Origin of the sequence: Pseudomonas sp. ArH3a, from assembly GCF_022648765.1 — a bacterium.
Lineage (GTDB): Bacteria > Pseudomonadota > Gammaproteobacteria > Pseudomonadales > Pseudomonadaceae > Aquipseudomonas.
In genome coordinates this window covers 5,684,881-5,698,579 of the sequence record NZ_CP080330.1, presented here as the reverse complement: position 1 = coordinate 5,698,579, position 13,699 = coordinate 5,684,881, and the positions used below count along the sequence as shown (strand labels likewise).

Here is a 13,699-nt window from a genome sequence, read left to right as displayed (position 1 = left end):
GGACTTGAAATGACTTGGGATTGTACGGGCGCAAACTGCTGGAGTACAGGTATCAGAATACAGAGGGGGCTGTGGGAGCGGGCTTGCTCGCGAAGGCGGTGTATCAGTCATGCATGTATCAACTGACACTGCGCCTTCGCGAGCAAGCCCGCTCCCACATTAACTGAGGTGAGTCAGTCTTCAGTGGGCGGGTTCAAACGAATTCGTCGATTTTCCTGAAACCAATGCAACGCAATCAGGAACAACGTCGGCACACCCAGCAAACAGGTAATCATGAAGAAGTTGTGATACCCGAACTTCTCCACCATCACCCCCGAATAGCCGCCAATCAGGCGAGGCAGCAACAGCATGATCGAGCTGAGCAGGGCGTATTGGGTGGCGGAGAACTTGAGGTTGGTCAGGCTCGACAGGTAGGCGACGAACGCCGAGGTGGCCAGGCCCGAGCTGAAGTTGTCCAGCGAGATGGTGAAAATCAGCATCTGCAGGTCGGGGCCCATGTCGGCGAGCGCGACAAACAGCAGGTTGGTGCCGGCCGAGGCGATGCCGCCGATAAACAGGATCGGCAGGATCCCGAAGCGCACGATCAACAGGCCGCCCATACCGGCGCCGAGCAGGGTCATGATCAGGCCGAAGATCTTGCTGACTCCGGCAATCTGGTCCTTGGTAAAACCCTGGTCGATGTAGAACACGTTGGCCATCACGCCCATCACCGTGTCGGACATGCGATAGGTCGCAATCAGCCCGAGCAGCAGCAACGCCTGCCAGCGGTAGCGCAGGATAAAGTCGTTGACCGGCGTCAGCACCGGCGCCAGCCCCCGGCGACCCATGGCCGACAGGCACAGTGCGGTGAGGATGATATAGAGGATGGCGCGCAGGAACGCGCGGTCTTCCATCAGCAGCTCCCACAGGCTCACGCCGTGGAACAGCACGCTGGCGAAGTCGGTGTTGTACAGCTGGGTGAACATCGCCGGGACCGACACCAGCAGCACGATCAGCACAAATACAGAAACAAGCTGATGCGCGAAGCTGTAGCGGCCGGCCTGCAACTGGGTGCGCAGTGGCACATTGGGCTCGCGCATGAAGAAGGTGGTCAGCAGCGCCGGGATCATCAGCAAGCCGAACAGCACGTAAGTGCCGGTCCACGCCGAGTGTTTATAGTTGAAGCCGGTGGAGCCGAAACCTTCGGCGAAAAACAGTGCACCCGCCGTGGCCAGCAGGGCGGCGATGCGGTAACCGGACATGTAGCTGGCAGCCAGGGCCGCCTGGCGACTGTCGTCGGCGATTTCCAGGCGGTAGGCATCCACCGCGATGTCTTGGGTGGCCGACGCGAAGGCGACGATTACGGCAATGGCAATCAGCCAGGACAGGTGTTTTTGCGGGTCGCAAAAGCCCATGCCGATCAACCCGAGGATCACCAGCGTCTGGGCCAGCACCAGCCAGGAACGACGACGTCCGAGTTTACCGAGCAGCGGCAAGCGCCATTGGTCGAGCAACGGCGACCAGACCCATTTGAAGGCGTAGGCCAAACCGATCAGGCTCGCATAACCGATGGTCTCGCGGGCCACACCGGCCTCGCGCAACCACACTGAAAGCGTCGAGAACACCAACATGTAAGGCAAGCCGGCGGCGAAACCGAGCAACAACAACACTAACGTCGAGGGGCTGGCATAGGCGGCGAGCGCGGCGCGCCAGGTTTTACGGGGCATGGGCTGGAGTCTGCCTCAGATTTGCGGAAACAAAGCGCGCACTCTAACCGCTGTGCTCTACCGGGCGCCAGCCATGACGCTGAATATCAACGCGATTGTTCAGGATACTGACACCTTCACTGCGTAAACGCGCACGTTGTTCGTCGCCTGAGGCACTGCCCACCGGCAGACTTATGCGACCACCGGCACCCAGCACCCGGTGCCAAGGCAACCGAGTGCCCTCTGGCAGCTGGCTGAGCGTGCGCCCGACCCAGCGTGCCGCGCGGCCCAGCCCTGCCAGGTGGGCCAATTCGCCGTAGCTCACCACGCAGCCCTCGGGCACTTGCGCCAATGTCAGGTACAGCGCCGTGCGGCGCATGTCGGCCGGGCTTTGAGGGGGTTCGGCAGGTGGATTTACTGTGGGCATCGTCGGTGTCTTTGTAAGAAACGTCTGTAATCATGGTGTTGAGAATTGAACTCAACATAAATCCTTGAGTCAGTCCTAGCTATCTAACACGATAACGTCCCTTTTTCGCCAACTCCGAGCTCCGAATCCGCTTATGTTGTCCAGAACCCTGCTGTGCCTTGTTGTTTTCAGCGCTTCCACGCCCTTGCTCGCCGACACCGTCTGGTTGAAAAACGGTGACCGCCTGACCGGCAAGATCAAAGTCTTCGACGGTGGCAAGTTGCTGATTCAGACCAGTTACGCAGGGGCGATCCCGGTGGACTGGAAACAGGTGAAAACCCTGGAAAGTGACCAGGAGTTGCTGGTCAAACAGGACGCCTACACCGGCGAAAAAGCCAAATCCCTCAAAGCGGCGGATGATGGCAAGGTGGTGCTGGCCAATGGCGAAGCGCCGAAGACGGTTGAGTTGGCAAGCATCCAGCAAATCATCAAACCCAAGCCTGTGATCGAAGACCTGGTGTGGAAGGGCAACGTTGACCTGGCGCTGGACTACAAGCGTGCCGACAAAGACACCAACGACTACGACATCGACTTCAAGACCACCGCCCGCCACGGCCAGTGGCGTCATACCGGCAAAGGCGAATACAACCGCGAGTTCCAGGACGACGTCACCACCACCGACAACTGGGCGTTGGAATATGACTTGGACCGCTTCATCACCGAGCATTGGTACTGGCAGGGCCGCCTGACCTACAAGCGTGACAAGGTTGAAGACTTGTCCCGCCAACGCACCGTCGGTACCGGCCCGGGCTACCAGTTTTGGGACGATGAGCTGGGTGCGTTCTCCCTCGGCTCCTTGGTAAACCGCACCGACTATGAATATGAAAACGGCCGCAAGACCGACTTCTATTCCCTGGCCATGAAGTGGAACTACAACCGCTACCTCGTAGGCAAGACCGTGGAGTTTTTCACCAACGGCGAGGTGGGCAAGCCGCTCTCCGGGCCGTCCGAATACTCCTTGGATGCGGAGATGGGCCTGCGTTACAAAGTCACCGAATGGGCTTCGCTTAACCTTAAGGCCGAGCGCGACATCATCAGTGGCGAGTCGGAAGGTAGCTTGAGCAAGACCCGTTACACCGCAGGGTTTGGCGTGGCCTGGTAAAAGCACTCTGGCAACCTGCGCGGATATTGATTACCTTGTATTGAGATCCATTCCCATAGTCCCCATAGGCTGTGGGTGGCGGAATACCCGAGGAGTCATACGTTGAGCGCGCACGTTGCCAAGAACGCCCGAGAGCTGTTGCTCAAGGAATACCGTGGGGCTCTCTCCACATTGTCCAAAGCCATGCCCGGGTTTCCCTTCGGCTCCGTCGTGCCGTATTGCCTCGACGAGCAGGGCCGCCCGCTGATCCTGATCAGCCGCATTGCCCAGCACACCCATAACCTGCAAAAAGACCCCAAGTGCTCGCTGCTGGTGGGTGAGCGCGAGGCCGATGATGTGCAGGCGGTGGGGCGCCTGACCTACTTGGCCGAAGCCGAGAAGCTTGAAGACGCCGCTGCCATTGAAGCGGCCGCCGAGCGTTATTACCGCTACTTCCCCGATTCGGCCAACTACCACAAAGCCCACGATTTTGACTTCTGGGTGCTCAAGCCCGTGCGTCACCGTTATATAGGCGGGTTTGGTGCGATCCACTGGGTCGACCAACTGACCTTGGCCAACCCGTTCGCGGGCAAGGCTGAGCGCAGCATGATCGAGCACATGAACAGCGATCACACCAAGGCCATCGCGCATTACGTCGAACTGGCCGGTTTGCCGACCACCGAGCCTGCGCAATTGGCCGGCGTCGACAGTGAAGGCATGCACCTGCGCATTGGCCAATCCCTGCATTGGTTGCCTTTTGCGGAGCCTTGCAATAATCCGACACAAGTACGCGAAGCCCTGGTTTTATTGGCCCACGCCGAGGTCTGGCCGAAAAAAGAGCGCGCCAACGCTTGAATTCACGAAACGGCGACGTCATCTAGGGTGGACTGGCAAGGCATTCTTGCGTTGAGGAACCATTTGATGCGCCCTTTTTTATTGCTCTTTCTGCTATTCCCGGTGTTGGAGCTGTTCGTATTCGTTCAAGTCAGCGGTGCGATCGGGTTTTTCCCGGCACTGTTACTGATCATTCTCGGCTCGATGCTCGGCGTTCTGGTGCTGCGCGTCGCCGGCCTGGCCACGGCGTTGCGTGCTCGTGAAAGCTTGAACCGCGGCGAACTGCCAGCCCAGACCATGCTTGAAGGCCTGATGATGGCCTTGGCCGGTGGCCTGTTGATCCTGCCGGGTTTCATCAGCGACGTGGTCGGCTTGGTCATGCTGCTGCCGTTTACCCGCAAGCTGCTGGCCGGCAAGATGCGCCAGCGTGCCGAAGAGGCGGCGATTCGCCAACGTGCGTTCGCCGACGACCTGCAACCCCGTGGTGGCCCGGCTCCACGCCAGCCGTTGGGGCGTGAAGGTGATGTGATCGAAGGTGAGTTCGAACACCGCGACAGCAAATAACCGCTTTATGGGCACGGCACCTATGGGTGTCGTGTTGCTTTTGGTCGTCAGCAGACACAAAAAATTTCCGCTACGGCCCCTTGTAATAAGCTTATGCGCCCTTATGTAACGGTCACCGCAAGGTTTCTGGTGGCGACACCAGACAGACTTCCGCGTCTTGCTTGGCGAGGCGCGACCGGCACCGCCGGAATACAACCCGCCGGTACCGATACCGGCCGATGAAAAACACAATTAGGAGAGATCGACAATGAGCAAGCTTCGTCCTCTGCACGACCGCGTCGTAATCCGTCGCAGCGAAGAAGAAAAGAAAACCGCTGGCGGTATCGTTCTGCCAGGTTCGGCTGCTGAAAAAGCCAACCACGGTGTGATCATCGCTGCTGGCCCAGGCAAGGCTCTGGAAAACGGTGAAGTACGTGCGCTGGCTGTGAAAGTGGGTGACAAGGTTGTTTTCGGCCCTTACTCCGGCAGCAACACTGTGAAAGTCGACGGCGAAGACCTGCTGGTAATGAGCGAGAACGAAATTCTCGCCGTTCTGGAAGACTGATTCCCCGCTCACTTTCCCGTTACTACAAAGTATTTAAGGAATATCGATCATGGCTGCTAAAGAAGTTAAATTCGGCGATTCCGCCCGCAAAAAAATGCTCGCCGGTGTCAACGTCCTGGCTGACGCAGTAAAAGCGACCCTGGGCCCTAAAGGCCGTAACGTGATCATCGAGAAAAGCTTCGGCGCTCCGACCATCACCAAAGATGGCGTTTCCGTAGCCAAAGAAATCGAGCTGAAATGTCGCTTCGAGAACATGGGCGCGCAGCTGGTCAAAGACGTTGCCTCCCGTGCCAACGATGACGCAGGCGACGGCACCACCACCGCTACCGTTCTGGCTCAGGCAATCGTCAACGAAGGCTACAAAGCCGTCGCTGCCGGCATGAACCCGATGGACCTCAAGCGCGGCATCGACAAGGCGACCATCGCCGTTGTGGCTGAGCTGAAAAACCTGTCCAAGCCATGCGCTGACACCAAGGCTATCGCTCAGGTAGGCACCATCTCTGCCAACTCCGACAGCTCCATCGGCGACATCATTGCCGAAGCCATGGAAAAAGTCGGTAAAGAAGGCGTGATCACCGTTGAAGAAGGCACTGGCCTGGAAAACGAACTGTCGGTTGTAGAAGGCATGCAGTTCGACCGTGGCTACCTGTCCCCGTACTTCGTCAACAAGCCAGAAACCATGGTTGCCGAGCTGGACAGCCCGCTGATCCTGCTGGTCGACAAAAAAATCTCCAACATCCGCGAAATGCTGCCAGTACTGGAAGCCGTTGCCAAAGCCGGCCGCCCACTGCTGATCGTTTCCGAAGACGTTGAAGGCGAAGCCCTGGCGACGCTGGTTGTGAACAACATGCGTGGCATCGTTAAAGTTGCAGCCGTCAAGGCTCCAGGCTTCGGCGACCGTCGCAAGGCCATGCTGCAGGACATCGCTGTTCTGACCGGCGGTACCGTTATCTCCGAAGAGATCGGCCTGAGCCTGGAAAGCGCCACCCTGGAAAACCTGGGTAGCGCCAAGCGCGTGACCATCTCCAAAGAAAACACCATCATCGTTGACGGTGCTGGCGTAGAGCAGGACATCCAGGCGCGCATCACTCAGATCCGTGCCCAGGTTGCTGAAACTTCGTCCGACTACGACCGTGAAAAACTGCAAGAGCGTCTGGCCAAGCTGTCCGGCGGCGTTGCAGTGATCAAGGTTGGCGCGGGTTCCGAAGTTGAAATGAAAGAGAAGAAAGCCCGCGTTGAAGACGCCCTGCACGCAACCCGTGCAGCCGTTGAAGAAGGCGTGGTACCTGGCGGTGGCGTTGCGCTGATCCGTGCTCTGGAAGCCCTGACTAATCTGACCGGCGACAACGCTGATCAGAACGTCGGTATCGCTGTACTGCGTCGTGCTGTTGAAGCTCCACTGCGCCAGATCGCTGCCAACTCCGGCGACGAGCCAAGCGTTGTGGTCAACGAAGTCAAGAACGGCAAAGGTAACTACGGTTACAACGCCGCAACTGGCGTCTACGGCGACATGATCGAAATGGGCATCCTGGACCCTACCAAGGTGACTCGTTCCGCATTGCAAGCAGCGGCCTCCATCGGCGGTCTGATCCTGACCACCGAAGCGGCGATTGCTGATGCACCGGCTGAAGGCGGCTCGGCTGGCGGCGGTATGCCAGACATGGGCGGCATGGGTGGCATGGGTGGCATGGGCGGCATGATGTAAGCCAGCCTTACCCGGCACCTGAAAAACCCCGCCTGCAGTGATGCAGGCGGGGTTTTTTTATGCGCCGCTGATGGTTCTTTATGCGCCGCTGATGGCTCTTTATATATCGCTGAGGGCTCAGCCGATTGAACGTCGGCGTAACAGCCTCTTGAAGGTCATGCCGCGGGCCAGGGTCAATTGGGCATTCGACACCAGTGCCAGGGGTTGCGATGCAGCAGTTTCGTAGAATGGGTGAGGGCCAGGCAGGTGCGCGAGTTTTTCAGCGGCAGTGGCTCTGGGCCTCCTCCTGCGCTCGGCTGTCACGCCCGAGCCCTGCGTGCTTGGGGTCCAGGTATTGGCACTTGGTGTTTTGTCTTGCGCCTGTTGTGATGGCTGGTTCGTGATCGCCTTACCGGGTACGAGTGAGCCGGTAATGATGCACAACGACAGCATCAGTGTGAACACATGCTTTTTGGGGGGACGCATGAACGGGCTCTCCAACCTGGGATTCAGGCGGCAGAGAGTACGGGCAATGGCGGCGCCTCGCTGTCACAGGCTGTAACACGCTCTCTACCGCGGGCGCAGTGGCAACAGCAGTGTCAGGCGTGCACCGCCCAACGGGCTACGGGCCGCCGACAATTCGCCGCAGTGCCACTGGGTGGCACGTTTGGCCAGCGCCAGGCCGAGGCCGAAGCCCCCGGGCGCATCGCCGCCCATGGCTAGGCGCACAAAGGGCTCGAAGATCTTTTCGCGGTTTTCCGCGAGGATGCCGGGCCCGTCGTCGTCCACATGCAACACCAGGTGATGTTGGCCATGGTAGGTGGCACTCACGCACACCTGATCGCGGGCGTAGGTGATGGCGTTGCTCAATAGGTTGCGTACGATCAGGTGCAGCAGGGCACGGTCGCCGATCAGTTCAAGGTGTGCAGGCTCGGTTTCTAGGCTCAGCCGGCGATGGTGCCCGTCGAGCAGGGCAAACTCTTGATGCAGCCAGTCACGCAGGTTGATCGGTTCATGCTGCAGGTCGGTGGGCGCGCCGGCCAGTCGCGCAAAGGCCAGGCTGGCGCGAACCAAGGCTTCGAGCTCTTCGACATCGGTAAGCAAGCGTTCCTGAAGGCGGGTGCGGGTGAGCGGGTCTTCGCTTTTGCTCAGCAGCGACAAGGCGAAGCGCATGCGCGCCAGGGGTGTGCGCAGTTCATGGGAAACCGCCTGGGAGACTTCGCGATGGCGTTCACTCATGGCGCTGATGTCCCGCGCATGTTGTTGCAACGTCAGCAGCAGCGGCGTCCATTCCTTGCTCATGGCGGGCAGCATCACGTTCGGGCTGCGCGCAAGGGTGCCCAGGCAGGTATTGAGCGTGTTCAGCTCGGCGTTGCGCCGCCGGTGTAGACGTAAACCAATCCCGAGGAGTAGCAGGACCGGCAAGCCCGCGACGCAGGCGGTTATCCAGAAAACCGGAAATTTCAGCAGGTCCTTGACCTCGGCGCTCCCCCACATGGGGCCGAATCGGATCACGGTATCGTCGTCAAGCGGGAAGTAGCTGATGTCTTCGTCGCTGTTTAGCGCCGGCTGCTGATGTTCCAACATGACCATGGCTTCCGGCGGCAACTCGACATCGTCCAGCGTGATCAGATTCACCGGGTACTGAAAGTGCGCACGCAGGATGTCCATCCGTGCTTCCCGCTGGTCGACGGGCACGCCTTTGAGCTGTTCAGCCACCAGATAACCCGGCCCGGCCATCAGGCGCAAAAAGCTGTCTTCACCAACAAATACTGAGGCATTGGTGCACAGCCATAGCAGATACAGGGTCAAGGCCGCCCAGCCCGTGCCCACTACGGCCACCATCCACGGCCGCACCTTAGCCAGCATGCTCAGCTTCCTGCGGGATTTCGACGAACAGATAACCTTGGGCCGTGATGGTCTGGATGGTCACCGGGCATTCCAGGCTCATCAGCTTTTTGCGCAAGCGCGATACGCGCATATCGATGGAGCGGTTGAGCCCGTCGTATTCCAGGCCGCGCAGGCTTTGCAGGAGTTTTTCCCGCGTCAGCAATACGCCGCAATGGCGGGCAAAAATCGCCAGCAATTCGAACTCGGCGACCGAGAACTGCAAGGGCGTGTCATTAAGCCAAGCGAAATGGCTGTTCAGGTCCAAGCGAAACGCGCCCCACTGGTAATACGCGCGAGGGGCTTGCGGGTGGCGGCGCAGTAACGAGCGGACCCTGGCCAGCAACAGCAGCGGGTCGACAGGTTTGACCACGTAGTCGTCGGCGCCGACGTTGAAACCGGTCAATTGCTCGGCGTTTTCATCCAAGGCCGTCATCATCAGGATCAGCCCGGGGTACTGGTCGCGGATCTGCCGGCACAGGGTGAAGCCGTCGATACCCGGCAACATCACATCCAGGATCAACAGCGCCGGCTGCTCGTCGCGAATGCGCTGGGCGGCACGGTCGCCGCGGTGCTCAATGGCGACGGTAAAACCTTCGGCGCGCAGAAACTCGGCAGTCAGCGCGGCCAGTGGGCGGTCATCTTCTATCAGCAGCAGGGTGTCGGACATGAAAGGGCGTCGTCGCCGGAGAATGGGCGCAAGTGTTACGCCCTTGCCCTATGGCAGGCAAGGGCTCACGTAGGCTGTCAGCGGACGCTGATGGCGGGAGCCTCATCTTTGGGCGCTTTCCAGCTCAGCAATTGCTGTTTGAAATCATAGCTGGCGGCCTGGTAGTAGGTGATTGCGCGCTGGATCAGCGGGTCATCACTGCCCACGCGCAACTCCTGGCTCTCAGCCAGGGCTTGATCGTGGCGGCGCAAGCCCAGGCGTGGGCTTAGGATCGCCAGGTCCTTGCCGTCAAACAAGCCCAGGTGTTGGTAGTTACCGACCACCACACGCGGTGGCAGCGGGTTGTCTTGCAACAGGTTGCGGCCAAAGAAGGTCGATTCGTAGCTCAGGTTGATCAGGCCCAGCAAAGTGGGCGCAAGGTCGATCTGGCTGGCCAGTTGCGCGGTTTCCCGGGCGTCGATCAGCTTGGGCGCATAGATGAACAGTGGGATCTGGTAGTTGGTGATGGGTAGGTCCTCTTTGCCTGCACTGCCGGCGGTATGGTCGGCGACGAACACGAAGATCGTGTTATCGAACCAAGGCTTCTGGCGTGCCGCCTCAAGGAACTCACCGATAGCGTGGTCGGTGTATTTCACCGCGCCGTCACGGCCGTTGCCGGATTTGATATCGATACGCCCGTCCGGGTAGGTGTAGGGGCGATGGTTGGAGGTGGTCATCAGTTGCAGCAAGAAGGGCTGCTGCTTGGCGTAATCGGCGTCGGCCAGTTTCAGGGTCTGCCGGTAGAGGTCTTCATCGGCCATGCCCCAGGCGTTTTTGAACGAGATTTCGGTTTCCGGCACGCTGCTCTGGTCTACAACCCGATAGCCGTTGCCGCTGAAAAACGCGTTCATATTGTCGAAGTAGCCGCGACCGCCGTAGACAAACACGCTGTCGTAACCGACGGCACTGAGTTGTTGGCCAAGGCTGGCAAAGCCGCTTTCACGGACGATGCGCTTGACGATCGAACGCCCGGGCGTGGGTGGAATCGCCAGGGTGATGGCTTCCAGGCCACGGTCGGTGCGGGTGCCGGTGGCATAGAAGTTATTGAAGTACAGGCTTTGTTTGCGCAGGGCATCGAGGTTGGGCGTGAGGTTGCGCCCATCGCCATTGCTGCCCATGTATTTGGCGCTGAAGCTCTCGATGGTCACCAGCACGATGTTGGGTTTGCGCAAGGTGCCTGGGTTGGTGATTGCACGGCGAATGTCCAGCGGGTCGGTGCCGATAAAGCGCGCGTTGGGCTCGCTGAGTTCGGCGCGCAACTGCTTGGCGACCACCTCGGTGGGCAGGCTTTGGTAGAACTGTGGGTAGTCCAATTCATTGTTACGGAACGCGGCGAAAAACTGGTACGGGCCATTGCTCGCCAGCTCGTTCTTGTAGGCGTTACCGCCTTGGGCGCGCGGGCTGTCCTGGCTGATCAGTTGCAGGCTGAGGCCGGCGACCACCAACAGGCCCAAGGCATTCAGCAGGCGGCCACGCAGCGGCGGCAGCGGCGCGTTCATCGCGGCATTGAACGGCTTGCGCAGGACCACGCTCAACACAATCGCCAGCATCGCCAACAGGCTGAGCAGCTTGCCGATCGGGTAAGACTCCAGCAGGTTGTTCAACACTTCGTCGGAGTACACCAGGTAATCGACGGCGATAAAGTTGAAGCGCACGCCGAACTCATCCCAGAACAGCCATTCGGCCACCGAGGTGAACAGCATGGCGAACAGGCTGACGGTCAGCACCGCCTGCAGGAACCAGCGGTGGCCACGGCGGCGCCACAACGCGGGCGGGCACAGCAGCACATACAACCCCAGCGGCAAGGCGGCATAGGCTAGGAAACCCAGGTCATACAGCAAGCCCACGCCAAACACCGGCAGCAGGTTGCCACCGACTTCATCCAGGTGGGTGAGGAGCAGCACGCTGCGGGTCAGCAGGAAAACAACCAGCCAGGCGCCGGTTACGAGCAGCAAAAAGCGCATAGGCGCCGTTTTGAGAAACCCCATGTCTATGTTCCTTATATCAATGGCGGTGATCTTCGGCCTGACGCTGTAGTCAGTTTGTGAAGCTATAGTGAAAAACTTGTTGGCTTGTGTAATTGGTTGAAAACCTTTATCGACAGACCTTTGAGGTCTATCCCTGAGCCACCGTTGGCCTTAAGCTGCGCGAGCCAACACGGCTGGCACGAAAGAACGGAGACACTGCCCATGCGAATTCTATTGGTTGAAGACAACCGCGATATTCTGGCCAACCTGGCCGATTACCTGGGGCTGAAGGGCTACACCGTGGACTGTGCGCAGGACGGGTTATCGGGCCTGCACCTGGCCGCCACTGAGCATTACGACTTGATCGTGCTCGACATCATGCTGCCCGGCATCGATGGCTACACCTTGTGCAAACGCCTGCGTGAAGACGCCCGTCGCGATACGCCGGTGATCATGCTCACCGCCCGCGACCAATTGGATGACCGGCTGCAGGGCTTCAAGTCCGGCGCCGATGATTACCTGCTCAAACCCTTTGCCTTGTCGGAATTGGCCGCACGCATCGAAGCCGTGCTGCGCCGTGCCCAAGGAGGTGGACGCCGTGCCCTGCAGGTGGCTGACCTGCATTACGACCTCGATACCCTGGAAGTCACTCGCGAAGGGCGGCTGCTGAAACTCAACCCTGTTGGCTTGAAGTTGCTCGCGGTGTTGATGCAGAAGAGCCCCCACGTGCTGCGTCGGGAAATTCTCGAAGAAGCCTTGTGGGGCGACGACTGCCCAGACAGTGACAGCCTGCGCAGCCACGTCCACCAATTGCGCCAAGTGATCGATAAACCCTTCGCCAAGCCGCTGCTGCAAACGGTGCACGGTGTGGGTTATCGCCTGGCCGAGGGTCGTGATGGAGTTTAAGCAAAGCCTTGCCCAGCGGATCATCATCGCCTTCGCCTTGATGAGCGCGTTGGTGGCGGGGGCGTTCGCCATGGGCATCGTTGCAACGGTACACCTGGTGGAAGAAAAGCTGATCTCGGCAGGCTTGGGTGGCGACTTGCAACGCCTGCTGCTGATGGACAGCGTTGAGGACTGGAGCCACCGCCCGGAGCCCGACCAGCTGTTTTATTTCAGCGGTGGGCGTGGGGATTTCGAGCTGCCCAAGGATTTGCGCCACCTGGAGCCGGGTTTTCATGAGGTGTTCCGCGAGTCGCTGTCGTACCACGCTATGGTCGAAGTGGTGGATGGTCGACGCTATGTCCTGCTGCAAGACCAAAGCGATTTTGAAGAGCGCGAGCGCGTGCTGTTTGCCGTGGTGCTGGTGGGCTTTGTGCTCAGCCTGGCGCTGGCGGTGTTCCTCGGTTGGGTGCTGGCGCGCAAAGTAATGGCGCCGGTGGTGCGGCTGGCCCGCCAAGTGCGTCATCGCGACCAGTTGCTGGGCTTGGCGCCGCCGCTGGCGCCGGATTATGCGGCCGATGAAGTCGGCGAGCTGGCCGTGGCTTTCGACGCCACCCTGGGCCGCTTGCGCCAGGCGTTGTCCCGCGAGCAGCTGTTTACCAGTGATGTAAGCCATGAATTGCGCACGCCGTTAATGGTACTGGCCAGCTCCTGCGAACTGCTGCTGGAGAACCCGGCGATTGATCAGCGCGGTCGCAACCAAGTGCTGCGAATCGCCCGTGCCTGTGAAGAGATGCGCGAGCTGGTGCAAACCTTCCTGATGCTGGCCCGTGCCAAGCATGATGATGCGGCCATGTCGCCTCAGGTCAACTTGACCCAGGTGGCCGAAGACTTGCTCGGGATCTGGCGGGAGCCTATCGAGCAAAAAGGTCTGGAATTGGTCTATCTGCCGGGTCATCCGCTGGATACTCGCTACAACACCACGTTCCTGCACGCGGTGATGGGCAACCTGTTGCGCAATGCCCTGCATTACACCGAACAGGGCTTTATCCGCCTGACTCTCGAGCCCAGCGGGTTTGTCGTGGAGGACTCCGGCGTCGGTATTCCCGAAGACAAACGTGAGGCGATGTTCGAGCCGTTCGTGCGCGGCAGCGAAAAGCGCGGTGAAGGCCTGGGCTTGGGCTTGTCGTTGGTGCAACGCATCTGCGAGAGCCAAGGCTGGAGCGTCAGCCTGAGCACGATGGAACCTCACGGATGCCGCTTTCATGTCGAGTTGAGCCAGGCTAAACCCTGACTTCCCACCCTGCCGCTGTCCTGCGGCAGATACCGTGCTTTTCGGCGAAGATGGCCCCATGCCACTGATTGTGTCTGTAAAGTCTTGAAATGTATGAGGCTG

The 13,699-nt window shown here is 59.7% G+C and carries 13 protein-coding genes; 7 read left to right on the top strand and 6 right to left on the bottom strand.

All coding sequences use genetic code 11. The features are described 5' to 3' along the window. Window positions 1-173: 173 nt before the first annotated feature. Window positions 174-1,706, bottom strand: a complete 1,533-nt coding sequence (locus K0P33_RS26140) for an AmpG family muropeptide MFS transporter (protein WP_094953011.1) — start codon at window positions 1,704-1,706, stop codon at window positions 174-176. Between the two features lie 43 nt (window positions 1,707-1,749). After that, on the bottom strand, window positions 1,750-2,112 hold the full coding sequence (locus K0P33_RS26135) for an MGMT family protein (protein WP_094953010.1): 363 nt from the start codon (window positions 2,110-2,112) through the stop codon (window positions 1,750-1,752). 133 nt (window positions 2,113-2,245) lie between these two features. Between K0P33_RS26135 and K0P33_RS26130 the strand changes: the two genes are divergently transcribed. From K0P33_RS26130 to groL, 5 genes are all read left to right on the top strand, one after another. Next, a complete protein-coding gene (locus K0P33_RS26130) occupies window positions 2,246-3,253 on the top strand; it encodes a DUF481 domain-containing protein (RefSeq protein WP_242152335.1) in 1,008 nt (335 codons plus the stop codon). A gap of 102 nt (window positions 3,254-3,355) precedes the next feature. Beyond that, the gene (locus K0P33_RS26125) at window positions 3,356-4,087 is read left to right on the top strand and encodes a DUF2470 domain-containing protein (protein ID WP_094953008.1); all 732 of its coding nucleotides are present in this window, start codon (window positions 3,356-3,358) and stop codon (window positions 4,085-4,087) included. Window positions 4,088-4,153: 66 nt separating this feature from the next. After that, the gene (locus K0P33_RS26120) at window positions 4,154-4,630 is read left to right on the top strand and encodes an FxsA family protein (protein WP_024077215.1); all 477 of its coding nucleotides are present in this window, start codon (window positions 4,154-4,156) and stop codon (window positions 4,628-4,630) included. Between the two features lie 247 nt (window positions 4,631-4,877). Further along, the gene (locus tag K0P33_RS26115) at window positions 4,878-5,174 is read left to right on the top strand and encodes a co-chaperone GroES (protein WP_094953007.1); all 297 of its coding nucleotides are present in this window, start codon (window positions 4,878-4,880) and stop codon (window positions 5,172-5,174) included. Between the two features lie 49 nt (window positions 5,175-5,223). Next, window positions 5,224-6,879, top strand: a complete 1,656-nt coding sequence (groL, locus tag K0P33_RS26110; RefSeq protein WP_242152332.1) for a chaperonin GroEL — start codon at window positions 5,224-5,226, stop codon at window positions 6,877-6,879. A 117-nt stretch (window positions 6,880-6,996) separates the two neighbouring features. Here groL and K0P33_RS26105 read toward each other — a convergent pair whose 3' ends face one another. The 4 genes from K0P33_RS26105 to K0P33_RS26090 form a co-directional block, all read right to left on the bottom strand. Next, a complete protein-coding gene (locus tag K0P33_RS26105; RefSeq protein ID WP_242152329.1) occupies window positions 6,997-7,344 on the bottom strand; it encodes a hypothetical protein in 348 nt (115 codons plus the stop codon). An 84-nt stretch (window positions 7,345-7,428) separates the two neighbouring features. Beyond that, window positions 7,429-8,727: an ATP-binding protein gene (locus K0P33_RS26100; protein WP_242152326.1), complete on the bottom strand. Its 1,299-nt coding sequence runs from the start codon at window positions 8,725-8,727 to the stop codon at window positions 7,429-7,431. Beyond that, on the bottom strand, window positions 8,717-9,415 hold the full coding sequence (locus tag K0P33_RS26095) for a response regulator transcription factor (protein ID WP_094953003.1): 699 nt from the start codon (window positions 9,413-9,415) through the stop codon (window positions 8,717-8,719). The genes K0P33_RS26100 and K0P33_RS26095 overlap by 11 nt, the downstream gene beginning before the upstream one ends. Window positions 9,416-9,492: 77 nt before the next feature. Then, complete coding sequence (locus tag K0P33_RS26090) at window positions 9,493-11,442, bottom strand: LTA synthase family protein (RefSeq protein WP_242152323.1); 1,950 nt, start codon at window positions 11,440-11,442, stop codon at window positions 9,493-9,495. A gap of 201 nt (window positions 11,443-11,643) precedes the next feature. Between K0P33_RS26090 and colR the strand changes: the two genes are divergently transcribed. Both colR and K0P33_RS26080 read left to right on the top strand, forming a co-directional pair. After that, entirely contained in the window at window positions 11,644-12,327 is a 684-nt protein-coding gene (colR, locus tag K0P33_RS26085; RefSeq protein ID WP_016975511.1) for a two-component system response regulator ColR, read from the top strand. After that, on the top strand, window positions 12,317-13,597 hold the full coding sequence (locus K0P33_RS26080; protein WP_242152320.1) for a HAMP domain-containing sensor histidine kinase: 1,281 nt from the start codon (window positions 12,317-12,319) through the stop codon (window positions 13,595-13,597). Before colR ends, K0P33_RS26080 begins: the two co-directional genes overlap by 11 nt. Window positions 13,598-13,699: the final 102 nt, after the last annotated feature.